Annotated in this window: 25 protein-coding genes; 7 read left to right on the plus strand and 18 right to left on the minus strand. The window is 50.7% G+C overall.

Annotated features, from left to right (window positions below):
* Positions 1-14: 14 nt before the first annotated feature.
* Genes K4305_RS10650 through K4305_RS10660 form a run of 3 tightly spaced genes read right to left on the minus strand, consistent with a single transcriptional unit; the run spans position 15 to position 2,857 of the window.
* Positions 15-1,145, minus strand: coding sequence for an iron-containing alcohol dehydrogenase (locus K4305_RS10650; protein WP_331562417.1), 1,131 nt, complete (start codon positions 1,143-1,145; stop codon positions 15-17).
* Between the two features lie 12 nt (positions 1,146-1,157).
* Positions 1,158-1,883 (minus strand): acylneuraminate cytidylyltransferase family protein, encoded by a 726-nt coding sequence (locus K4305_RS10655; RefSeq protein WP_331562418.1) that lies wholly within the window; start codon positions 1,881-1,883, stop codon positions 1,158-1,160.
* A gap of 20 nt (positions 1,884-1,903) precedes the next feature.
* On the minus strand, positions 1,904-2,857 hold the full coding sequence (locus tag K4305_RS10660; RefSeq protein WP_331562419.1) for a hypothetical protein: 954 nt from the start codon (positions 2,855-2,857) through the stop codon (positions 1,904-1,906).
* 923 nt (positions 2,858-3,780) lie between these two features.
* Here K4305_RS10660 and K4305_RS10665 point away from each other — a divergent pair.
* On the plus strand, positions 3,781-3,918 hold the full coding sequence (locus K4305_RS10665) for a hypothetical protein (protein ID WP_331562420.1): 138 nt from the start codon (positions 3,781-3,783) through the stop codon (positions 3,916-3,918).
* Positions 3,919-4,032: 114 nt separating this feature from the next.
* On the opposite strand, the gene K4305_RS10670 is transcribed toward K4305_RS10665, so the two are convergent.
* Positions 4,033-5,097 carry a lysylphosphatidylglycerol synthase transmembrane domain-containing protein gene (locus tag K4305_RS10670; protein ID WP_331562421.1) on the minus strand — a complete coding sequence of 355 codons (1,065 nt, stop codon included), beginning with the start codon at positions 5,095-5,097 and terminating at the stop codon, positions 4,033-4,035.
* A 180-nt stretch (positions 5,098-5,277) separates the two neighbouring features.
* On the opposite strand from K4305_RS10670, the gene K4305_RS10675 reads away from it, so the two are divergent.
* Both K4305_RS10675 and K4305_RS10680 read left to right on the plus strand, forming a co-directional pair.
* Positions 5,278-7,110 (plus strand): AMP-dependent synthetase/ligase, encoded by a 1,833-nt coding sequence (locus K4305_RS10675; RefSeq protein ID WP_331562423.1) that lies wholly within the window; start codon positions 5,278-5,280, stop codon positions 7,108-7,110.
* Positions 7,111-7,193: 83 nt separating this feature from the next.
* Positions 7,194-7,682 carry a hypothetical protein gene (locus K4305_RS10680; RefSeq protein ID WP_331562424.1) on the plus strand — a complete coding sequence of 163 codons (489 nt, stop codon included), beginning with the start codon at positions 7,194-7,196 and terminating at the stop codon, positions 7,680-7,682.
* On the opposite strand, the gene K4305_RS10685 is transcribed toward K4305_RS10680, so the two are convergent.
* The 7 genes from K4305_RS10685 to ffh all read right to left on the minus strand — a co-directional run bounded on the left by K4305_RS10685 (position 7,672) and on the right by ffh (position 13,090).
* Positions 7,672-8,505 (minus strand): Fe-S cluster assembly protein HesB, encoded by an 834-nt coding sequence (locus K4305_RS10685; RefSeq protein ID WP_331562425.1) that lies wholly within the window; start codon positions 8,503-8,505, stop codon positions 7,672-7,674. The two genes, K4305_RS10680 and K4305_RS10685, sit on opposite strands and share 11 nt — an antisense overlap.
* A gap of 14 nt (positions 8,506-8,519) precedes the next feature.
* Entirely contained in the window at positions 8,520-9,359 is an 840-nt protein-coding gene (locus tag K4305_RS10690) for an MBL fold metallo-hydrolase (protein ID WP_331562426.1), read from the minus strand.
* A gap of 271 nt (positions 9,360-9,630) precedes the next feature.
* Positions 9,631-9,993 (minus strand): 50S ribosomal protein L19, encoded by a 363-nt coding sequence (rplS, locus tag K4305_RS10695; protein WP_331562427.1) that lies wholly within the window; start codon positions 9,991-9,993, stop codon positions 9,631-9,633.
* A 28-nt stretch (positions 9,994-10,021) separates the two neighbouring features.
* On the minus strand, positions 10,022-10,723 hold the full coding sequence (trmD, locus tag K4305_RS10700) for a tRNA (guanosine(37)-N1)-methyltransferase TrmD (RefSeq protein ID WP_331562428.1): 702 nt from the start codon (positions 10,721-10,723) through the stop codon (positions 10,022-10,024).
* A 37-nt stretch (positions 10,724-10,760) separates the two neighbouring features.
* Positions 10,761-11,267 (minus strand): ribosome maturation factor RimM, encoded by a 507-nt coding sequence (gene rimM / locus K4305_RS10705; protein WP_331562429.1) that lies wholly within the window; start codon positions 11,265-11,267, stop codon positions 10,761-10,763.
* A 26-nt stretch (positions 11,268-11,293) separates the two neighbouring features.
* Positions 11,294-11,701: a 30S ribosomal protein S16 gene (rpsP, locus tag K4305_RS10710; protein ID WP_331562430.1), complete on the minus strand. Its 408-nt coding sequence runs from the start codon at positions 11,699-11,701 to the stop codon at positions 11,294-11,296.
* Between the two features lie 39 nt (positions 11,702-11,740).
* The gene (gene ffh, locus K4305_RS10715) at positions 11,741-13,090 is read right to left on the minus strand and encodes a signal recognition particle protein (protein ID WP_331562431.1); all 1,350 of its coding nucleotides are present in this window, start codon (positions 13,088-13,090) and stop codon (positions 11,741-11,743) included.
* Between the two features lie 169 nt (positions 13,091-13,259).
* Between ffh and rfaE1 the strand changes: the two genes are divergently transcribed.
* The gene (gene rfaE1, locus K4305_RS10720; RefSeq protein ID WP_331562433.1) at positions 13,260-14,243 is read left to right on the plus strand and encodes a D-glycero-beta-D-manno-heptose-7-phosphate kinase; all 984 of its coding nucleotides are present in this window, start codon (positions 13,260-13,262) and stop codon (positions 14,241-14,243) included.
* On the opposite strand, the gene K4305_RS10725 is transcribed toward rfaE1, so the two are convergent.
* From K4305_RS10725 to K4305_RS10740, 4 genes are all read right to left on the minus strand, one after another.
* Complete coding sequence (locus K4305_RS10725) at positions 14,236-14,853, minus strand: START domain-containing protein (RefSeq protein ID WP_331562434.1); 618 nt, start codon at positions 14,851-14,853, stop codon at positions 14,236-14,238. The genes rfaE1 and K4305_RS10725 overlap by 8 nt on opposite strands.
* A 65-nt stretch (positions 14,854-14,918) precedes the next feature.
* Entirely contained in the window at positions 14,919-15,578 is a 660-nt protein-coding gene (locus K4305_RS10730; protein ID WP_331562435.1) for an START domain-containing protein, read from the minus strand.
* A 19-nt stretch (positions 15,579-15,597) separates the two neighbouring features.
* On the minus strand, positions 15,598-17,265 hold the full coding sequence (locus K4305_RS10735) for a S41 family peptidase (protein WP_331562436.1): 1,668 nt from the start codon (positions 17,263-17,265) through the stop codon (positions 15,598-15,600).
* Positions 17,266-18,133: 868 nt separating this feature from the next.
* The gene (locus K4305_RS10740) at positions 18,134-18,619 is read right to left on the minus strand and encodes a RidA family protein (protein WP_331562437.1); all 486 of its coding nucleotides are present in this window, start codon (positions 18,617-18,619) and stop codon (positions 18,134-18,136) included.
* Between the two features lie 123 nt (positions 18,620-18,742).
* On the opposite strand from K4305_RS10740, the gene K4305_RS10745 reads away from it, so the two are divergent.
* Genes K4305_RS10745 through thiD form a run of 3 tightly spaced genes read left to right on the plus strand, consistent with a single transcriptional unit; the run spans position 18,743 to position 20,851 of the window.
* Complete coding sequence (locus K4305_RS10745; protein WP_331562438.1) at positions 18,743-19,426, plus strand: thiamine phosphate synthase; 684 nt, start codon at positions 18,743-18,745, stop codon at positions 19,424-19,426.
* Entirely contained in the window at positions 19,423-20,049 is a 627-nt protein-coding gene (gene thiE / locus K4305_RS10750; protein WP_331562439.1) for a thiamine phosphate synthase, read from the plus strand. Before K4305_RS10745 ends, thiE begins: the two co-directional genes overlap by 4 nt.
* Positions 20,027-20,851, plus strand: coding sequence for a bifunctional hydroxymethylpyrimidine kinase/phosphomethylpyrimidine kinase (gene thiD, locus K4305_RS10755; RefSeq protein ID WP_331562440.1), 825 nt, complete (start codon positions 20,027-20,029; stop codon positions 20,849-20,851). The genes thiE and thiD overlap by 23 nt, the downstream gene beginning before the upstream one ends.
* Before the next feature lies 1 nt (position 20,852).
* Here thiD and K4305_RS10760 read toward each other — a convergent pair whose 3' ends face one another.
* Genes K4305_RS10760 through K4305_RS10770 form a run of 3 tightly spaced genes read right to left on the minus strand, consistent with a single transcriptional unit; the run spans position 20,853 to position 23,794 of the window.
* Entirely contained in the window at positions 20,853-22,190 is a 1,338-nt protein-coding gene (locus K4305_RS10760) for a UDP-glucose dehydrogenase family protein (protein ID WP_331562441.1), read from the minus strand.
* A 60-nt stretch (positions 22,191-22,250) separates the two neighbouring features.
* Positions 22,251-23,108 (minus strand): BLOC-1 subunit 2 family protein, encoded by an 858-nt coding sequence (locus K4305_RS10765; protein ID WP_442880472.1) that lies wholly within the window; start codon positions 23,106-23,108, stop codon positions 22,251-22,253.
* Positions 23,090-23,794 (minus strand): esterase/lipase family protein, encoded by a 705-nt coding sequence (locus K4305_RS10770; RefSeq protein ID WP_331562443.1) that lies wholly within the window; start codon positions 23,792-23,794, stop codon positions 23,090-23,092. The genes K4305_RS10765 and K4305_RS10770 overlap by 19 nt, the downstream gene beginning before the upstream one ends.
* Between the last annotated feature and the right edge of the window lie 25 nt (positions 23,795-23,819).

Below are 23,819 nucleotides of genomic sequence, written 5' to 3' on the forward strand. Positions count from 1 at the left end.
TTGGTTTTATTAGTTCAGGTCAGATTATAAATGACATGCCGCGCCGACTCCTCGGTGAACTCAACCGGGTTTCCGGAAAACGACCCCTTGAGCGCATTCGAGGCATTTTTTGCAAGTTCTGCGACATTACCCTTTCCGTAGCCGTAAGGAACGAGATTCGGAATCTCAAGCTGACGGTAGAGATCATCCATCTCTTCGAGGAGTTCCCGGGTAGCATCCCTTGGCGAAGGCGATGAACGCATCGGGTTGAGCAGCGCGTATTTATCGTATCCGTGCATGAAATTGTAGCGCATGACCTCCTTGAGGAAAATCGCCCCGGCCAAACCATGAGGCACCTTGTGCCTGACACCGAGATAGTAGGCAAAACCGTTTGTCGGACCGTCGCCGGAGTTCATGAGCGCAGTAGTTCCGCAAATGCTGCCGATAGCCAGATCGAGACGCGATTCCGCACGATCGAACTGTCCCTGCTGCAGCGCGAAAAAGGTGCGCTGGAACCCTTCGATGGAAAAAATCCTGCTGAGGGGAGTATGTTTCTGCGAACCGAAACTGTCGACACAGTGCACGAGACTGTCCATGGCTGAAGCGATCACGCTCTCAATCGGCGCCGTCATCGAAAGTTGAGGATCGACAAGGGTTTTCTTTGGAAAGTTCTTCCTGCTGTTGATACCGAGTTTGCGCCCTTCCGCCTCGTCGATAAAAACCGCATTGAAGCTGATTTCAGCACCGCTGCCAAGCAGCGAAGGCACCGTGACGAGCGGAACCGGATCGTTGACCTCCTGAGGAAAACCCTTCAGCGAAAGTGCGGCAACATTGTTGGTAAGCAAAAGGGCCACCCCCTTACCGAGGTCGAGCGTGCTGCCGCCGCCGATTGCCACAATGCCGTCCGGCACATCCCGGCGAAAAAATTCAGCCACGTTTTCAAGATGAGCATAGGTCGGCTCCCCCGAAAAATCGTTGCAGTAAAGTACGCATTCGCCGCATCGGCCGGTCAGGCCTTTCAGAACATCCTGAAAATAGATGCTTGAAGAAAGATTGGCATCGTAAATAACTCCGGGCCGCCTCATGCCGACCAGCCGTATCTGCTCGTGCAGGTTCAGCGCCTCGTTGACTCCGATGACCAGATCAGTCGAAAGGAAAAATTGCATGGATAGTCAATTCTATGGGTTATCCGATCCGGAATCCCGGATCGCCAGTTTTTTTTTATAAAGGTAATACTCAATTAAATCGATTTCTTCGATTGAATCAATCTCCCATGTCTGCCAGAACTCCATTTCGTAAACGGCGAGATTTCTGCCGATGCGGTTGCCGAGGCTTCTCAGTACCTCCGGAGTAACAAGATAGATGGAGCCATTTTCGATATATTGGGGTGCCCGCTCCTGCCGCATTCCGCGGTTGCGGTAATCGAAGTTAACGCTCTCCCAGCCATGAGCCTGCCGTTCCCACAGCGTAAGGTCGTCAAGCCTGGTAACCGAGATGAGCGAATCGGCGCCTTCGGTTTCGAACCTCTCGATCGCCCGGTCGATATCTCCCGGTTTGCGCAGGGGCGACGTGGCCTGGAGAAAGACCACCAGCCCGATCCGGATTTCCTGCTCTTCTTCGAGTCGCTCAACGGCATGCAGCAATGCTGATTCGGAAGAGGCGCAGTCACCGCTTATTTCCGGAGGGCGATCGATCACCTCAGCTCCAAAGGCTCTGGCGACCGAGGCGATATCGGGGTCGTCGGTTGAAACGAAAACCCTGTCTATCCGCTCGGACTGCAATGCCTGCGAAACCGTCCAGGCCAGCAGCGGACGACCGGCAACAGGGTGGATGTTCTTGCCGGGCAGACCCCTGGAGCCCCCTCTTGCCGGTATGATGGCGATATTCTTTGCTTCTTTTTTCATCCTCTTATATCCTGAACCTCTCAACCATCAATGACATTGCGGCAGACGTCGGCAATACGCCGTGCCGCAGACTTGTTCTGCAGCGGGGTAAGCGCCCTGAGTTCATCGGGGCGCAAGCCGCAATGCACAGGTTTGTTCAATGCGGATCCAACAAAAATCGTCGAGGAAAACTGCGCGATGAGCATACTCGAATTGGCGATCATCTCTTCGGTCTTTCCTTCTGCATAGACCAGGCTCTCCGGGGCATAAGTTTTTATTTCCCGTACGGCCCTGGTAACATTCTCGTTCGGATGCAACTTGAATACAAGCTGCTTTCCGGCTGCCATAGCCAGGTATTTTTCGATATTCCTGCGACGGTTCTCATAGATGAACGTTTCGCGATTGTCGGAAGTGCAGACCAGCACGAAGTCGCGATGTTCGAAGTCGTTTACGAGATACTTCGCGCAATCATCGAAGTTAGGGATGCTGGTCACTTCGATCTTGTCGGGATCGACTCCCTTGCGGATAAAAAGATCGCGGTAACCTTCGCTTGCCACACAGAACTTCTCATAAGCATCGCTCAGGCCGGTAGTCGCCGTTCCGGCAATCCATCGGGGCACCCAGCGAAAGTTACGGGCAAGATGAAAAAGCATGGTCTCGGGTTCGGTCATTCCTTCCTGCACCAGCACGATCTTCTTTCTCATTATCTCTTTGGGGACGATCAGATCGGTGCAGGTAACCACAAGATCGTAATGACGACCCATACCCCCGATATCGAGTTTCAGGTCGTGTTCGGCAAGATACTGCATCGCCCTTCCGGACCTTTTCCTGCCGAGGATGGTGAATTCCAGAAGACCCATTCCGCTTGCAACTCCAAGCAGACCATCACTGAAAAACGGTGTAAAATAACGGTCGTAATCTCCCAGCCATTCCGAAATCCGGTGCATCTGGGTAGTCTGATTCATCGAACCACAGACAAATAATATCTTCTTCATAAAAACGCCCGATTGTAAATATCTCTTCGGGTATTCGTTACAGAAATTCCGTTTACGAAATCCTGAAAAACCAGCCGGGCAGTCAGCCCGCTCTTTGATTCCGCAGCGACGCATCCGGCACTCCGCCCTTCTTTAGCGCCGACATCTCGTAACACAGGCTTCATCGAGGCGCATAAGAAGTAAAACGCTCCGATCAAAAATATAAAAAAGCCGTTAACATGCGCAGGGATTCCTGTCGGGTTTGAAAGAAATCCTCAAAAACCGAACCGTGCTGATGAATTTACCGAAACGATCGAATGATCCCTGCCATATGATCGAACGGGTGCCCTCCAGACGTAACGCATCCGGAAGTACTTTTTTTACACCGAGTATCACCTTAAAGAGACTAATCGAACATTAATCTGCAAATACAGGAACTTTATTTATCAAAGCCACATTATAATACCAAAAATATCCTCAATGTATAGCACACCATAGCAGATCAGCCCTTACCCATACGTTTCACGCCCCGTATCGTCATAATCGTCTGGCGTTATGCGTTCATGAACAGGTTGCGCACACTATTGATGATATCGCCGATTATTAACCGACAAGCAAACAAATAAGCATATTGGCCATGGCAACAGAAGAAAGAGAACCATTGGATTTATTGAACAATCTATACTCACTGGGATACTGGATGACGGGTTCATTGAAGAAAACCAATGAACTTGTATTAAAAAACCTATCGAAGCATTCGGTCCGACACCACGGAAATTGAAGTATTCAGAACATTCAGAGAGGTCTATTACGAACATGCCGGCTCTTTTAACTTAACAAGCCAACCGACACAGTGCAATTATCCTGACGAAGAGCTGCTCGTTTCACTCCGGCAGCAGGAAACGGATAAAAAACTCACCGTATTGCTTTCGGAGATATGCGGAATGAACCATCGGGCAATATCGATCATCATCGGCAAACCGCTCGATACGGTCCGTACGTGGTTATCCTCGGGAAGAAAATCAATTGTCGAAGGGTTACTCGTGATCATATCGTGCTGTCAGCCCGTCATGCTCGCTTAAAGAAATCCTTCGGCCGGAAAAAACCTGGAGCCAATTGAAAAAGAGGCTGTCTCATAAGCGAGCAAAAAGGATCGATCCGACCTTTTCAGGCAGCCTTTTATCCCGAATTCCGGATTATGAATCGCTCACCCCCACATCTTCGGCATCTTTCAGATGCACGCCCGAAAGAAACATAACCCCATAGCCCACGGCATACCAGATCAACTCCTTGAACCGGCGCAAAAGCACGAATGCCGCTCCGTTTGCAGAATAATCCGGCATGCCTATTGCCTGAAAAAAAAGCAGATAGCCGATATCCTGGACGCCAAGGCCCGAAGGAATGAAAAAAAACAGGGATCGGAGCATGGCAAGAGCAATATCGATGGCAAAAATCTGATAAAACGGAATCTCGATGCCAAGCAGCAGCAATATGAGATAACTCTCGATCGTAAGCGTAAACCAGGCGACGACATAGTAAAACATTGCCACATGCCTTCCTCTGCCGGGAGAACCCCTATAACTGCCGAGCGCCTGATCGGTATCAAGAAATCCCGCCTCTTTTTCAAGCAACCACTCCTTAACCTTGCGGAACGGAACAAGCATGAGCAGCTGGTGCAGTTTTGCGGCGACGCTTCCGTTGAGAAGCAGAAGCAGAAAAAGCATGAAAATGAGAATAACCCCAAGTCCGCTGACAACCATGAGCATACCGAGTCCTTCAAGACCGGTGATGCGAACAGAAACCTCCTGCAGAAAGCCATATCCGGCGATTGCGCCGAGAACCGTGTATATACCCTGCGCCGCAGAAAGCATGATTTTGCGCACGGCAACGCTGGCTACTGATTCAGGAACGGGAAGACCGATAAAGCGCCTGCATAGATACGGCCTGAGAGGTTCGCCGATCGCGACTCCTGCGGGAAGCGTCATGGAAACGGTTTCTGCGATAAGCTGGATGCGGAAAAGGGGGAAAAAAGGCATTCCCTTCATTCCTGGCGGAAATACCTTTATCCATGCGAAGGTTTCCGTTATATGCAGAATCAGGAACGGAAGGAGAAGCAGTGCCGAAGAAAACCCGATTGAGGCTATCCTGGAGATCGCGCCGTAAAGATCGATCTGGCTGAACAGATAGGCGATGAGCACGATTCCGAGCAGAAGACCTGCATATCCTGAAAGATTATTACGCTTTTCTTTCTTTATCCTCATAAAACAGATAAAAAACTGATATAAAAGATACCATAAAGTACCAAACCCTCTTTGCAAAGATACTATTGTATTGTTAATTATTAGCTTAAATCCATCTGATCCTTCCTGCTCCGCTTACGGAGCATGCAGCAGCAGTTCTTTGCCGATACCACGCATCCACAAGCTTAAGACTGACGTTACATGGGACTCATCAATCCTGATTTTCACACGTTACCAGAGCTGTTCTCTTCGGTGTTCAGCCATTACCGCGGCAGAAAAGACAAATTTCCCATCGCACGGAAAATCAACGGCGTCTATGAACCGATACCTTACAGCGAACTTGAACAGGATGTGCACGCTTTTTCGGCTTATCTTCGCGAAAACGGCATAGCCGAGCAGGACCGGGTAGCGATCCTCTCCGAAAATCGTCCCGGATGGTACCTTGCCGATATGGCCATCCTTAATATCGGAGCTATCGACGTACCGCTCTATCCCTCGCTTCCACCAAACCAGATTGAATATATCCTGCAGAACTGCAGCGCGAAATGTATCGTCGTTTCCAACATGCTGCAGCTGGGCAAAATTCTTTCGATATGGCAGAACCTGCCCGACCTGAATCTTGTTATCGTCATGAACCGTCTCGAAGAACCAATCGAGGACGTTATCGACCTGAACCACGTCAAGGAAACGGGAAATAAAATCCTAGCGGACAAACCATGGATTCTCGACGGCATAAAGGTAGATCCGGAAGACATTGCCACCATCATCTATACCTCGGGAACGACAGGGCTGCCGAAAGGCGTGATGCTCACGCACAGGAACCTCTGCGAGAATGTGAAATCCTGTTCGTCGATCATGCGTCTCGACGAAAGCGATTGCAGCCTCTCTTTCCTGCCCCTGTCGCACGCTTATGAGCGTACCGGAGGATACTATCTGCTCTTCTCATGCGGAGCGGCCATTTACCTGGCAGAAAGTATCGAAACCATTTCGCTTAACATGACCGAAGCGAAACCCACAATTATCTTTACCGTACCCCGGCTGTTCGACCGGATGAAGGCCAACATGCTTAAACAGGTCGGCAGTCAGAGCGCCGTAAAACAGAAAATTTTCAACTGGGCTGTAAAAACCGGAGAAGAGTATCATCGCCGGATGAACGAGACAAACCAGGTCGGCGTTGCCCTGTCGACACAGCACAAACTGGCCGACAAACTGGTCTACCACAAAATCGGTAAAAAATTCGGAGGGCGGCTGCGTTATTTCGTTTCCGGAGGCGCCGCACTGCCGCAGAAAATCGGAGAGTTCTTCCAGGCTCTTGAAATACCCATTCTCGAAGGATTCGGACTGACTGAAACCTCACCGGTCACCAATGTCAACAGGCCGGAAAAAATCAAGTTCGGCACGGTCGGACCTCCGGTCAGCAACGTACAGGTCAGGATCGCCGAAGATGGGGAAATTCTGCTGAAAGGCCCGAATATCATGAAAGGATACTGGCAGGACGAAGCGGCCACAAAAGAAGTCATCAGGGACGGATGGTTTTACAGCGGCGATATCGGAGAGATCGACCGTGACGGCTACCTGAAGATTACTGATCGGAAAAAACACATCATCGTCACATCCGGTGGAAAGAATATCGCTCCGCAGCCAATCGAAAATCTCATTTCCGATAGTCCTTACGTCGATCAGGTGATAGTCATCGGCGAAAAACGTCCGTTCCTCATCGCCGTCATTGTGCCCGACTTTGCCAGGCTCAACGAGTATGCCGCACAACACAATATCGCGGCAAAAACGACGAAAGAGCTGATCGAACACAAGGAAATACAGCAGATATACGAAAAGCTCATGCGAACCATCTCCCGCCAACTCGCGACACACGAAAAAGTCCGCAAGTTCCTGCTTATCGAAGAGGCTTTCAGCGTGGAAAAAGGCGACATGACCCCTACGCTCAAACTCAAGCGAAAGACCATCACAGAGAAATACGCCCAGGAAATCGACAAGGTCTACAACGCCCTGAATATGGTGTACAATACCGAGTAATCCGCTTTTCCACAATATTATCCCATAGATCATAGAGGCACCGAAGAGCCTGCCTGCTCCCGTTCAGATAACCGAACAACATAATGGCAACGATCGAAGAGTATACCGGGGATAACATACTCATAAGCATACGAAAGACTCTTCTGTATTTCAATACCGAAACCGGACAGTTGCCGGACAATGAACAATCCCGGCATATACGAAAGAAAATAGAGGAATTTGAACCGCTTCTCCTGACTCTCGATCAGGCACTGGTGTGCATTGAAAATGCCGATGTAATTGCACTTGGTGAACGGGTCTGCAGGAACATCAATCCGGAATCCGTTTATACTGAATCAGTTTTCCTTGATGATCTCGCCCTTGCCATGATCGCTTCGGGAAAAGCACAAAGGGCAACTTTTGATGATGCAATGAAAAGCCTTGATAAACATACCTGCCGCCCCCTTATCATTTCAAGGGTATCCGGCAGATATCAGGAAATCTGCGCATCGGTTCCTTCCGAATGCGTCTACTGGAGAGCCGAAAAAAAAAGGAATAAACTGCCTGAAACACAAAGCATGATCACTCCCTGATCTTCAGCACGCGTCCCGGGCCGTCACGGTTGACGCTCTCCTCAACGAGCCCTTCGCATACGAGCTCCAGGATGATCTCCCGGATTCCCCATGGGCATTGGCAGTATCTTTCCTCGACCTCTTCAAGAAAAAGCTGATCCGATCCCACCAGTTCCTTCAGCAGCCTGCCGCGATACCACCGTTTCGAGCCATGGAACTTCGACTGCTTCGTGAGCGGACGGATGCCGGTTCTGCGGCTGGTCAGAAACAACGCTCCGTAGTCCATGAGCGCGTTGTGCCATTCCCGACTACGACCCTTCGGTACAACCTCCTCTGCAACAGCCTGTATCAGATGTTTCGATGCATCTTCAGGCAGTGCCAATTCATGAACGATGATGCGGCGGATGTTGGTATCGACTGCAGCCGCATCGAGATTATCGGCAAAAACAGGAATGGATCTACAGGTGTAGTCACCGATACCTGGCAGGGTTTTCAGTTCTGAAGGTGTTGCGGGAACAATCCCGTCAAAGCGCTCGACGATCGAGCGTGCGCATAGCTGCAGACGCTGGCCACGCGAATTGTAACCGAGACCGCTCCAGAGCGATAGCACATCCCTGAGCGGAGCATATGAAAGTGTGGCGATATCCGGAAAACGATCCAGCCATGCCATATATTTCGGAATGACCCTCTCGGCCTGCGTCTGCTGGAGCATGATCTCGCTCACCATGACCGCATAACGGTCAGTGGTCTCGCGCCAGGGAAATGAACGTCGATTCTCTCTGAAGAAAGCGAATACTTTTTCCCGGAAAGGGCCAATCACTTCGGGTGGCACTATCGAAGACATCTTCGTGCGTAAAATTACAGGGTAATGAAGGAATCGACCGTGATGCCTTTTTCGCCCCGCTTGAGAACAGCCGCTTCGTTGAAGGGGTCATGCCCGAAATAAAGAATCCCGTCAGCCTCGACAATACTTTCGAGCAATGCGGTCTTTTCGTCGATGACCGTAAGCGGTTCGATATCGAAGCCCATGACCCAGGGAAGCGGCAAATGAGCCGATGACGGTACAAGGTCGGCTCCATGCACCAGCGAACGGCTTACGTCGCTCACGCGAACGAGCTGCTGCCCTCTGGTGTGGCCGTTGCTTGTGAATACTTCGATACCCGCAAAGAGTTCTGCCGAGCCGTCGATCAGCTCGACTGACGGAAGCCTGCCGAAAGCCTCGATAAACACAGGCGAATAACTCACCTTCTCTTTCTGGTTCGGAGCGGTAGCGGAAAGATAGTTCTCACGCTGAACATAGTGCCGAGCGGCAGGAAATACCGGAACCAATCCGTCCCCGTCAGGGCGGAATGCACCTCCGACGTGATCGAAGTGGAGATGCGTATAGATGATATCGGTGATATCGGCAGGCGATAAACCATGTTTCTGAAGTTCTTCTTCTATCCGGAAGTCAGAGAGCAGATGAATGGCTCGAAGCTTTTCACTCCACGCGGAACCCATGCCGGTATCGACCAGAATGTTTCGGCCGTTTCCGCAAATCAGGAGCAGTCGGGTCTTGAGCATGACCCGGTTCAGATGGTCGGCAGGCGCAAGCTTTTCCCACAGAACCTTCGGCACCACCCCGAACATTGCGCCTCCGTCAAGCGCGAAATCCTGCACATCGAGAGAGTACAGACGGTAATCGCCAATCTGCATCATACGAAAGTCCCTGTCAATTATTTCTGAAATATCCCGAAGGCTTATGCCTTGCGGAAATCCCCTGATGGCTGTGCGATTTTTACTGCCTGGCCGCACTGTATGTACAGACAAGAAATGAAAGAACCGCAAGAAGTGCAATAAGGAAGGCATAAAACAGGCAATACGCCCGCCGGGGACGGCATGGTAAAGGAGACAGCGCCCCTGTTGCAGGATGTTCCTGATTGAACAAACCGGCAGGCCGTTAACGGCCTCTGCCGGTTTGTTGCGTCTGTCAGGCTTTGATGGCGGCCTTGCGCTCCTTGACCTTGAGTGCGGCTTTACCTGTACGTTTGCGGAGGTAGAAGAGTTTGGCTCTTCTTGCCTTGCCGTGTTTCAGAACGGTAATGCTTTCGATATTCGGAGAATTGACCGGTATGATCCTTTCGACTCCCACGCCATGCGAAATTTTCCGAACTGTGATGGTTTTTGAACCACCTGCGCCGCGATCGCTGATAACGACGCCTTCGAAAGCCTGCAGCCTCTCTTTTTCGCCTTCGATAACCTTCAACTGAATCCTCACGGTATCACCGGGATTGATCTCCGGAAAATCGGCTCTGTTCTGCGTGGCTTCAACTAACTGAATTAACTGATCCATTTTCGACAACTATTTACGTTAATTTTTCTTACTCTTCAAAAACCGTTTTATCGAGCAGGTCCGGTCGCCGCTGGCGCGTCCGCTGCAGGGCGTTTTCGTGACGCCATTGCTCAATTTTCATGTGATGCCCCGACAACAGGACATCCGGCACCTTCATCCCCCGAAACTCAGCCGGTCGGGTATAGTATGCGCAATCCAGCAAACCGGTCTGGAATGAGTCGGTTAGTGCCGATTCTCCGTCGCCGATCACTCCCGGAATGAGCCGTAAAACCGCGTCCATAATCAGAACCGACGGAATTTCGCCTCCGGAAACCACAACATCCCCGACAGAAACATCCATGGTCACAAGCGTTTCGCGTATCCGCTCATCTACCGCCTTGTAATGTCCACAGAGCAGCATGAGGTTCTTCATACGAGACAGCCGGTTTGCAAGCGGCTGATCGAACGGCTTTCCGTCAGGAGTCGGAAAAATGACCGCGTCATACTCTCTTTCGGCAAGCAGCATTTCGACGCATGCGAAAACCGGTTCAGGACGTATCACCATTCCGGCTCCCCCGCCAAACGGGGTATCGTCAACCTGCTTGTAGCGTCCGAGCCCATAGTCGTGCAGGTTATGCACGTGGATCTCCGCATACAGTTTTTTCCGGGCTATTGCGATCAGGCCGTTCTGCATCGGCGAGTCGAAAAAACCGGGAATTACGGAAATCACATCGATGCGTAGTGGCCCCATCCCTCAGGTCTCTTGCATATTTTCCTGTAACAGGTATTCACAAAAACTCTCCGAATCGGGGAACCGACATCCGACGCGCAGCTGTATCGATCGCTTCGATGAACTCTTCGATGGCAGGAATCAGTACAATTCCCCTGCCGCTCGTCGTCACCTCGTACACCTCATGAGCCGGCATCTGCACGATGCCGGTCACGACTCCGGCCTCACATCCGTTGCCGTCGATGACCGCAAGTCCGACCAGCTCGTGGACATAGGCCCTGTCGTCCGGCATAGGCTGCAGCTCCCGCTCTTCGATATAAAGATGCATGCCGCAAATGGCTTGCGCATCGTCACGGGTTTCAATGCCTTCAAAAAACAGCCACGCAAATCCTTTGGCAAGCGAAGCGCGGACAACGTTGCGGAGCATCGCATCGCCATCCGTTTTACCGACATAATATGCTTTCCGTGAAAGAAAGCGTTCGGGATAATCGGTAACCGGCAACACCTTCACTTCCCCCTTCAAGCCTTTCGGCTTGAGTACGGTGCCTGTCAGATAACGATCCATTCCGCGAACTGTATCGAACCGTTCGTTCAGGCTTCGCCGCCTTCAGCTTTTCCCTCGGCCGCTTTCTTTGCCTGACGGCGACGGGTCTTAACGGCAAGACGCTTCTGACGGCGTTCCGACTGCCTCTGCTGCCATTTTTCCATCTCGGCTGTGATATCGGCTTCACTGCGGCCGAGGCTGCGGAGCCTCAGTTCGTGGAGAAGACCGGTGGAGCGGATAAGGCTGCGAACGGTATCGGTCGGCTGTGCACCGGTCTGCATCCAGTAGGATACCCTGTCCTTCTTGAGGGTTACGGCATGCGGCTTTGCGGTCGGCTGATAGTGTCCGACGACTTCAAGGAATTTACCATCTCTTGGTGCGCGCGAGTCGGCGGCTACGATCTGGTAGAACGGCATCTTCTTTCTTCCGGCTCTTTTAAGTCTGATCTTTACCAATGCTTCAGTATTTTAGTTAATGGTAACTACAAAAATAGGTTATCTCTTTAAAAACTTGTCAAGCGCAAGATTCTGCGAGGTGATCTTCCTGCCTGACTGCGACAGTTTCGATACCGAGCGCATCATCTTTTTCATCTCGCCGAACTGTTTGAGGAGCAGATTCACATCCTGAACCCTCGTACCGCTGCCTTTGGCGATGCGCTGGCGGCGACTTCCGTTGATGATTTCGGGATTTTCTTTCTCCTGCTTCGTCATCGAGTTGATCATCGCTTCGATGGGTCTGAAATCGAGATTTTCAAGCTCCTGCTTCGGAACCATCTTGTTCAGACCGGGAACCATTTCAATAAGACCCTGGATCGATCCCATCTTCTTGAGCTGCTGCAGCTGATCGAAAAAGTCGTTCAGATCGAACTCATTCTTCATGAGCTTCTTCTGCATCTGCATGGTTTTTTCGAGATCGAGCGTCTCCTGTGCCTTTTCGACAAAACTCACGATATCGCCCATGCCGAGAATCCTCTGGGCCATGCGGTCCGGATAGAAAAGATCGAGATCGTCGACCTTCTCTCCGATACTGATAAACTTGATCGGTTTTTCGACGACCTGCCTGATGGAAAGCGCGGCTCCGCCGCGGGCATCGCCGTCGAGCTTGGTAAGCACGACGCCGTCGAAATCGAGTCTTTCGTTGAATTCGCGAGCCGTATTGACGGCTTCCTGTCCCATCATCGAATCGACAACGAAAAGCAGTTCGTCGGGTTTGAGCGCGTGCTTGAGCGCCTCGGCCTCGGCCATCATTTTCTCGTCGATCTGCAGTCGTCCCGCAGTATCGACTATCAGTACGTCATTGGAGCCGGAGCGTGCGGCCTCGAGACCCTGCATAGCCACCTTCATGGCATCGGGCTCGACTATGGAAAACACCGGAACCTCAACCTGTTCGCCGAGGGTTTTCAACTGGTCAACCGCAGCCGGACGGTAGACGTCGGCAGCGACAAGCAGTGGATTTTTCCCGCTTTTTTTCAGCCTCCTAGCCAGCTTGGCACAAAAAGTGGTTTTACCGGAACCCTGAAGACCCGCCACCATGATAATGGCCGGAAGTTTTTTCGGCGAGAGATTCAGAGGCCTGTTCTCGCCGCCCATAAGATCGGTAAGTTCGTCGCTGACGATTTTCACGATCATCTGGGCAGGAGAAACGCTCTTGATGACCTGTTCGCCGAGAGACTTCTCCCTGATATCCTCGACGAGCTTTTTTGCAACCTTGTAGTTGACATCCGCACCGAGCAGAGCCCTCTTGATATCGCGCATCGCGATACCGATGTTGATTTCGTTTATGGTTGCCTGACCGGCAAGCTTTTTAAAAGCAAGCTCTAATTTATCACTCAGACTGTCGAACATGCGCGTATTTCCTTTTCAGGATAAAGCTTAAAAATGATTAGCTTTAATTATAACAAAAAATCGCAAAAAATAAAATCGCAGTCACTCACCTTTCCCCCTGATTCCGGAATTAACGCAATTTTGTTATCTATAGCCTTTCGGACATCTCTCATTAACCATAAAAAGGCCCATGTACCCCTTTCCGATCAAGAAGATCATCGAGTCCTTCGGACAACTGAAAATTGCCGTAATCGGGGACATCATGCTCGATAAGTATATATTCGGCCACGTTTCGCGTATTTCGCCGGAATATCCCGTTCCCGTAGTAGACGTCACGCACGAAGACCGTCGCCTCGGCGGTGCGGCAAACGTCGCGCGCAACACGCTCTCGCTCGGAGCGGAAACATTCCTGATCGGTGTTACCGGCGAAGACAGCGACAGGGATTCCCTTTCGGAGCTGTTTGCGATCCAGGGACTTTCGGCAGATTATCTGGTAAGCGACGCATCGCGCCCGACAACCTGCAAGACAAGAATTCTTTCACAGAATCATCACATCACGCGGGTGGACTTCGAAAGCCGGAAACCGGTAAGCGAAACCATTGAAAGGAACATAGCCGGAAAACTCCGCGACCTCGCCCCGTCCCTCAATGCGGTCATTATCGAAGATTACAACAAAGGACTTCTGACGTCGACGCTCATAAGGAAAATCATCGGCATCGCAGAAGACAACGACCTGCCGGTGCTTGTCGATCCGAAACAGAAAGAATTCTTTTCTTACTGCGGCTGCACGGTATTCAAGCCGAATCTTTCCGAAATGGCCTCATCGCTCGGCATTGTTGCGCACAATACCGATAGTGAGGTTGAAGCTGCATGCCTGCAACTCCAGGAGAAAATCGCAGCGGAGTCTCTTGTGGTAACGAGAAGCGAAAAAGGGATAACCGTTCTCAGCGACGGCTTTACTCATATTCCGGCAGCATCGCTCGATGTTGCCGACGTATCAGGCGCAGGAGATACCGTAATAGGAGTTCTGGCTCTCGGCACCGCGGCGGGACTCGATATCGTTACCAGCGCAAAAATCGCCAATCTTGCCGCCGGAACCGTCTGTCAGGAGGTCGGCGCCGTACCGGTCAGGACAGAACGGCTTGTCAGGGCATGCCTTGAACAGCTTACATGATGCAGAGATGGTTTTCGATCTCTTCGGGGTATGGCGGATTGTACGATGGAGCGGCAAGAAGGTTTCTCATGTTCTGCAGCGAATAGAAAGGCACTTCGAACATAGCCGTGTTACTGACCGGCGAGGGCACATCGCTGCCCGGATTGATATGCATCAGGAAAGATATATGCACATTACCGTTATCCGACGGAGTGAATACCCATAACCCCATACAGTGACGAACACGATGGAATTGAGGATTGGCAGGCAGATAATCAGGCTCTCCGGTCATCGTGACGGCAACGGCGTTCTCCCCTGCCTGTGCAAGGCCCGTACGGACGATCATTTCCCTCTTCTGCAGCGGCCACGGGGCGTTTATGACCTGGCGAACGACATATTCGAGACAATCGTTTTTTTCAAGAACCTCCATGGCTGCCAACTGGTGCACCCAGCGCATGTAGTTTTCCGTATCGTAGAAAAGACTTATCAGCTTCCTGAAAGTAACCGGAAACTCTGCTTCGCCCTTGAAACCCAGAACATCCGAATTTCTTACTTTCGAAGAGAATATGCGGATTCCCTTGTGTTCGACGCGAAAATCCCAGTTCGCCTGCAGGGCCGACTCAACATCCATAGAAAAACGAGCGTTTAGTGAAAAGAAAAGGGTAAGCTGTCACGCCTTGCACTGCCGGCAGAGCTTCACTCGGTAATAAAATCCTCGTAATTCCCAATAATATCGGCTGGCGACTTCTTGAACGGAGCGTCTACGGGTTTCTGATATTTCTCTTTTTTCACCATCTGCCGCATATTGTTCATGGTATGGTAGGGGGTATCGATAACCGCAATATTGGCCAGCCACGCAGGAATCTCACCACCCGGTTCGATATGCAGCCTGAACACAACCCTGCATGTGTTTTCAGTAAGAGGCAGAATATTCCATGCGCCTTCAACCTGTGGTACCCGGACATACTTATCGTTACGGGGAAGGAAATCCGGAACGGACTCGAGCCTGATAAACACTTCGGATGTTTCGGGATTGATATAACCCTGTGAACGGGTGATGATCTCCCGATCGGATAGCGGCCACGGCGCGCTGACCAGCTGGTAGACGATTCTGCCGTCATCATCCCCTGAAAGCTCCTTGAGCAGGCGCATCTCCCTGGTTTTCCATACCCACTCCGTCGCGGCATCGATGTCATAGAGCAGACTCAGCACCGCATGCTGAGGAGCGTCAATTTCCGCAACGCCTACAAATGAAAGAAAGTCGGAAGTTGGAACAGGACAGGTAAAAATCTTCAGCCAGTCGTTTTTCAGGCGAAGCGTACAGGTATTGCTGTTGATTTTTTCAAGCAGGGACATAAACTGTAGTATTTAGTCGTTAACGCACTGAGGAATTTCCGGAACCCAACACCTTCAGCGCAACGCCAATGAGAGGATCGGACTGCATGACATATACCATAATCTGACCTTCGGTGCCGTATATGCGGTGTGCGAGCCTTGCCTTCACGGCCAGGGCTATATGCTTCTGTTCCTGAAGAAAAGCCTTTTTATTGAATGTAATCTTTTTTTCTGCACACACCCTGGCAACAAGCTCCTCAATTCGGGGTTCCTTTTCATACCCGCTCATAAAACGATCGAGAGATTTCCTGTACTGCTGAACAGCACTGCCCGGGTCGTCAAGAATTCTCTGGGCGAGGTGTTCGAATAAACCGGTGCGGTAGAGCTCCTGATAAAATTCCGCATAAGGCCTTCCGCTGACCCAGTAATCCGGAATAATTCCTCCGGAATCTTTAAGCAGCGAATACTGGCCTTCCCTGAACGTGCCGGATGTTTCGGGACGGGAAAGAAGATCCGCAAGCGTTCCTGTCCTGTATACCGAAATATCTGTATTTTTAAGATAGGCAAAACGCCCCGGATCCGTAAACAGTTTCTCGGGCCTGACATCGACCATCGCATCTTTATAATACACCTCACGGCCGTCATCACCTTTGCGATAGGTTCTCTGTATCTGTCGACCGGAAGGAGTATAATAACGGGAAACCGTCAGACGGAGGGCGGAACCGTCATTGAACTCGAACTGGCGCTGTACGAGCCCCTTTCCGAATGTCAGTTCGCCGATGATCTCTGCCCGCCTGTTGTCCTGCAGGGCACCGGCAAGAATTTCCGAAGCCGATGCGCTTCCCTTGTCAACAAGCACGACAATCCGACCTGTTTCGAACCCATTGCCGCTTTTAGCCAGATAACGGGCATCTTCAACCGCATTCTTCGCGCTTTTGGTGTAGACGACCAACTGATCTTTTCCAAGAAATTCATCGGCCACTTCGACGGCCTCCTCAAGAAATCCCCCGGGATTTCCTCGAATATCGATAACAAGGCGCTTCATGCCTTTACTGGCGAGCGATGAAAGAGCCTTGCGGAACTCCTCTGCCGTAGTGGCGACAAAACGACTTAACCGTATGTACCCGATCCCGTCACCGATCATGAATGCGGCCTCGACGCTCGATGTGGAAATACGCCCTCTGGTAACGAGGAAATCCATAACCTTGCCGCTGAGCGGACGGAATACCCTGAGCTTGACATTCGTACCCCTTTTGCCCCTGAGCTTGCGCAACACATCCTGATGGGTTATGCCAATTGCCGACACAGCATCGATTGCAATAATACGATCACCGGCAGCGATGCCCACTGCGGCGCTCGGACCTCCAGAAAGCGGCGTCACAACAAGCAGTGTGTCATTGATAATATCGAACTCGATCCCTATGCCGTCGAAATTCCCATCGAACTCCGCCTGCGAAAATGTAACCTCTTCAGGCTCGAGATAAACCGAATGAGGATCAAGAGACTGAACCATACCTTTGATACCCGCACCTGCGAGGCTGTCGGGTTGAACATCGTCGACATAAAGATCCCTTATGAGGTTGTATGCATCTAGCATTTTCCTCTCGGTACCCGAACTCTCCTGACCGCTCCTGTTCAGCCTGGTGCCGAGAAAGACACCGAAAACAAGTACGGCGACCATGACAAAGGCGGTTAAAATTCGGGACATGACGGCATGGATTGACTTAAGCGGTAAACATCTTTCGTTACTTACGATACGCATTTTACCGATCACGGAACAAAAACACAAAAAAACAATCCCTAACCATCCTTATCGAAAGGAATATGTTGACAACTATTCCTGCACTGAAAGAGCATTCAGATAACGCTAAATCACTTTCTTTACCCGACAACATCCATCATAATAAAACACCATGCTTCAGAATAAATATTTGATAATAAAAACACTACAGCGCCATCTGATAACACACAGAAACACACTACATTTTCATTATAATCCATCGATTTAAATAATACAAGAAACCTTTAGAAAACCAGCAAACACACATCTAATAATGATTGTTATGCATTTTTTCAGCCACGCAATCTTAAGTTAACAAACAACAACAAAAAAAATATAAGCATCAATGCAAGACAAACAACAAAACAAAAACAGACGATTATTAAAAGATATAAATATATAAATATATATTTAACCAAATAGATTTATTTTATTTAAATAAAATCACTTAGAGATTATTGCCTCACATATATTTTAATACTTTATATAATCATTAAACCTGTCACAAGAAAAATATTAAAGACGCATCAATTCCGAGTTGATAGACGTATTTTTATTTGTTTTTATAACCCTAACAACACGCATAATAATCATTACAATATGATTATGAGTGTGTTATTGTATCAATATTAACAATAACGCACTCAAGAATAATACGACAGAAAACAATCTGCTATTATTGCATTTATTATAGCAACTATAATATGGCTTATATAAGTAAAACGGTATTCTTATCTATTGCTCAGCGCAACTATAATCGCTCCAACAACAGAATAATGGCGGGGTTTTTTTTAACTTAAATAATCGCCTGAGGAGGATTACAGGAGACGATAAGTTCAAGCTCCACGCTAGCATCGAGAGGTAGTTCGGCGACGCCGACAGCGCTTCGAACATGTCTTCCCTGTTCTCCGAAAAACTCGGCAAGCAGTGACGACGCTCCGTTGGCGACAAGATGCTGGTTGGTAAAATACGATTCGCTTGCCACGTAAACGGTCAGCCTTACAATGTGCTCAATCACATCGAGAGTGCCGGTAAGGCTTTTTACCGCTGCGAGTGCGTTAAGAAGGGCCGTACCTGCGGCGGCGGCGGCATCTGTCTGAGTGAGTTCGTTTACCTTTCCCTTACCTCCGGGCTCGACAAGTTTTCCGTCTCTGAGCGGAAGTTGACCCGAAGTGAAGACCAGATTGCCGGTACGTATGGCCGGCTGATACAAACCTGCAGGTACCGAATGAGCCGGAAGCTGAAAACCTGCATTGACAATGCGCTCTTCGATATGGGACATGGTACGGGATCGTTATATTAAAGGAAAGAGCCGGAAACTTTGCCTGGGGCTCCTTTAATAGGTACGGGAATTTCCGCTTTTTAACAAAAGTGATACAATGGCAGCCTTCGATGCCGAATGACCATGAAAACAATACAGATTGCGGCGGAGAGCCATACGGATGCCGCCGTTGAGCCATCACGAGCTTCTCTTCCGCGCCTCTGCATCGTCAGCAGCGGAAGGGAACCTGACAGCTCGGGGACAATGCTCCTCGCACTTATGGAAAGACTGCCCGCTACCCTGTCCTGCATCGTTCAGATACGGGAAAAACAACTCGCTGCGGCAAGCCTTTTAAACCTGAGCCGCAGGGTGAAAGCGATGGGTGAAGCCAGTCGGGCCCTGATCGTCCTGAACGAGCGTATCGATATTGCCGCGGCAGCAGGACTCGCAGGCGTTCACCTACCGGAATCCGGATGTCCTCCGGATAAACTCACGCCACTGAGACATAACATGCTCATCGGAAAAAGCTCCCACTCCCTCGAATCGGCCCTTGATGCCGATATGCGCGGAGCAGATTATCTGATTTTCGGGCCGGTTTTCGATACACCCTCGAAACGACGCTATGGATCGCCACAGGGACTCGATAAGCTTGAAGCAGTCTGTCATGCAGTCGGCGTTCCGGTGTTTGCCATAGGAGGCATTACAACCGAAAACGCGCAGCGCTGCCTGTCTGCAGGAGCCCATGGCGTTGCCGCTCTCTCTCTTTTCAATGATAACGTCAATGTATCCGGTATTTTAAGCAATTTAGAACAAGTGCTTTACAGATGATTCCCAATCACCCGTTTCTCTGTTTTGTTACCGATGAAATCCTGCACCCTGTCGAACAGGTGCACCGGGCTCTTGGTGGAGGAGCCGCAATGATTCAGCTCAGGCATAAATCGGCATCCGGAGAACAATTGTATCGATGGTCGATAGAAATAAGGGATATCTGCCGCGAACGCCATGCCATATTTATGGTCAATGACAGGGTGGATATTGCAATCGCTGCCGATGCTGACGGCGTACATCTCGGCCAGCAGGATCTCCCGGCTGCGGAGGCAAGAAAGCTTCTCGGTTCGTCGAAAATCCTCGGAGTTTCAGTTTCCTCGCCTCAGGAAGCTGTCGATGCAGAAAATGAGAGTGCGGATTATGTCGGCTTCGGCCATATTTTTCCAACTTCTTCGAAAGAAAAACATACTGTGCCGACCGGACCCGAGGCCATAGGGAGCATAATACAAGCCGTGAGGATCCCTGTTATTGCAATAGGCGGCATCAATCCGGAAAACGCACATCTGCCGATTGCTGCGGGAGCTTCGGGAATTGCCGTCATTACCGCCATAAGCCGCGCAGAGGATCCTGAAGCTGCTGCCGGCAAGCTGGTCTCGCTGCTTGAACTCAATCGTTTACGATAAAGTGCGCTACAGAACCGTTCTCACCATTGCCGGCTCCGACGGTAGCGGAGGAGCCGGGATACAGGCCGACCTGAAAACAATAGCAGCGCTTGCCTGCTACGGCACATCTGTCATTACCTCGGTTACGGCACAAAACACCGTTGAAGTTGTGAACAGCTATTCCCTTCCGGCTTCGAGCATCAGGGAACAGCTCAAGGCGATTCTCGATGACATAACGGTCGATGCCGTAAAAATCGGTATGCTCGGAAGTGTCGGAGCAATTCGTGAAGTAGCGGGCCTGCTGCAGAAAATCGAGGCTCCGGTCGTACTCGATACGGTTCTCCGATCTTCAAGCGGCCGGGATCTTCTTGATCCGGAGGCCCTGCCTGTAATGATAGGGGAACTCTTTCCGATTGCGGCTCTCATTACCCCCAACATCATGGAAAGTGCCATGCTTGCAGGAAAGCAGAATTGCCCGGTAACCAGGGAGGAAATCGAATCCGCAGCGCTCATGCTTCGCAGGCTCGGGGCGCGCTCCGTACTGCTGAAAGGCGGACATATGGAAGGAAACGAGTGCAGCGACTGCCTGCTGCATCTGGAAAGGTTCCAATGGTTCAGTACGAAAAAAATTGGCTCTGTAAACACGCACGGCACGGGATGCACGCTCTCTTCGGCAATAGCGGCATTTCTGGCTCTCGGAATGAGTATGGAATCAGCGGTGGAAAAGGCCAAAAACTACACGTTCGAAGCAATAAAAGCAGGAGCCGCCTACCGTCTCGGAACGGGACACGGCCCGCTGCACCACTTTTATCGCTGCTGGTAGTTCAGTTCACGCCTCGAGGACGTCTGCCAATGGAATAATAGGTAAAGCCAGACTGCTCCATGAAATCGGGATTGTAGATGTTCCGGCCATCGAAAATCACCGGTTCTCTCAGCTCCCGCTTGATCATATCGAAATCGGGGCTGCGGAACATCAGCCATTCCGTTACGATAGCCAGAGCATCTGCTCCCATGACGGCTTCATCGGCGTCTTGCGCATAATGCAGATCTTCCCGCTGACCGTAGATGCGCATGGCTTCATCCATGGCCACGGGATCGTAGACCCGCACCGACGCACCTTCCTGCCAGAGCTCTTCCATCACGCGGCGGCTCGGAGCTTCGCGCATGTCGTCGGTATTCGGCTTGAACGCCAACCCCCACAGCCCGATCACCTTTTCCTTCAGGTTTCCGCCGAAATGCTCCTTCATCTTGCTTACGAGCGAGCTTTTCTGATCGTGATTGACCGCTTCGACTGCCTGAAGTATCCTCGAATCATACCCGTATTTGCGGGCGGTACGCTCAAGAGCCTGAACATCCTTCGGAAAACATGAACCGCCGTATCCTACGCCCGGATAGATGAACGAAAAACCGATCCGGGAATCGGAACCGATTCCTCTTCGGACCTCCTCGACGTCGGCACCTACCCGTTCGGCGATATTGGCGATCTCGTTCATGAAACTGATCTTGGTGGCAAGCATTGAATTGGCCGCATACTTCGTAAGCTCGGCCGAGCGGACGTCCATGGCGATGAATCGCTCGTGGCTGCGGTTGAATGGCGAATAAAGAAATCGAAGCAGCTCTTTCGTGCGTGGGTTGTCGACGCCGACCACGATCCGCTCTGGCTTCATGAAATCGTTTACCGCGTCGCCCTCCTTGAGAAATTCAGGGTTCGAAACCACATCGAAATCTATTCCGGCATTGCGTGCGTTCAGAACCGAAAGGACCTTTTCCCTTACCAGATCGGCCGTGCCTACCGGAACCGTCGACTTGTTGATGATGATCCGGTATTCCTGCATATGGGTGCCGATGCTTTCAGCGACGCTGAGCACATGTCGCAGATCGGCTGATCCGTCCTCATCCGGCGGCGTCCCGACCGCAATGAACTGGTACAGACCGAAATCGACCCCTTCCCGGATATCCGAAGTGAACTTCAGGCGCCCTTTACGGCTGTTCTCATGCACGATAGTGTCGAGACCGGGTTCGTAAATCGGTATTTCGCCATTGTTAAGCCTGTCGATCTTGTTCTGATCGATGTCAACGCACAAAACGTCATTGCCGACTTCGGCAAAACAGGCACCGGTTACCAGACCGACATAACCGGAACCGAATATCGTTATTTTCATCAGAGATGTTTTTTTTCGTTTGATTGAGAGCCTGATGAACTTCAGGGGGATTAAGCTTTCTCACTCATAGACAATGACAAGGCAACGCGATTTCTTCCAGAACTCGTTCTCGTCGCGAATCAGGAGCAGCGACGACGTACTCCCTCCTGCAAGCTCGTACGAACCGGTGGTATGGGGAGTGATGATCCTCAAGCTTTTCAGCGGCTTACTGAAATAGATATCACGGGTTTCCGTAATATCGAGCTTTCTGAAAAGCTGAACATCGAAATCCGGCGAAATACGATACTGGTTGCCGAAAAACTTTTCAATAGGATTGATTGTAACAAGAATCCCTTTTGCGACCAGCTCTTCGAAGGTCCCTCCGATATAGTAGGCAGTATAAAGCTGGTCGCCCTGCTCCTGAATAAATTCGTCAAGCACATCGACGGTTTTCATCAGCGAAGATACTTCGCCGCTGAGCTGCTGAACCTGACCTTTCAGTTTCCTTACCTCCGAATCCTTGTCGTTCAGCGCCGTTTTCAGCTCCGTTGTAAGCTTGTCGAGCGACTCAACACGATACAGGGACTTCCTGTTCTCGGACTCGAGTGTTGCGATGAGCGCCTTGCTTGCCGTAAGCGTGGAGTCGATGAACCGGATGCTCGAATAAATGTCCCTGCCGATCTGCTCGGCATCACGGCTGTCCTTTTTTTCAATATCGGACGACAGGCGCTCTACGACAGCTTCCTTCTGCTGTATTCTTGCAAGGTTCTTCTGAACCTGCGCAAGAATCGCCATCATTGATTCCATGTGCTGCTGCCGGGGGTCTGTCCGGGCCTTTTCAGTGTCCTTGCACCCTACAAACAGCAAAAGCAATACCATGAAAACCGCCAATACCGCGGCAGATGAGCCTTTACGGCCGTTTACAGCCATTGAATCCATTGATCAACCCCTTCTTTTGTGCCATACCACCTGGTATGCGGTGTAGGAAGATGCTCCACATGAGAAATAGTCACGTTACGGGCACCTTCGAGATAACAGCTTTGAGCAGGCACAATGCCGTCTCCGGCAACCTGCCCGTCTTCGGCAACGCTACGGTAGAACATGTAACACATCTTTTCAATCAGACTTCCCTGCAGATCGCCGCGATACTGATCGCTGACGATCGACACGACCTCCTTGCGCGAAAAGAAGTCGCTGTCGAGATTCCTGAAGATAAAATCCGTTTTGATCTTCGCATAATGCTCGTGCGTATGAAAGGGCGTGCCGAGCGTCAAAAGTTTCCCGACGGAATCACCGGGATGGTACTCGTCTCCCTGAAAACGTTTTTCGAGAAGGTAGATCATGGCAACGGTGCCTCCGCCGCTGTGAGCGACAATCGTTACCTGTTCTTCAGGAAATTTTTTCCGTAACGACCGCACAGAACGGTCTATAGCGGTCATCACCCTGTTCGTGGAACGTTCGGGTGAGGGAGGAAATCCCACCCAGTCAATAAAACTGACCGGAGCTATTTCGATTTTACGTGCAGGCAGGTACCGGGAGAGCGTATCACGCATCACCTCATAGAGGCCATCCCAGAAAAGCACTCCCGGTACAATGACAACAGGATTCTGGCTGGTCACACTCATTTGCGAATACCGGTTATATTATCGG

The organism is Chlorobium sp., assembly GCF_036528655.1.
GTDB lineage: Bacteria > Bacteroidota > Chlorobiia > Chlorobiales > Chlorobiaceae > Chlorobium.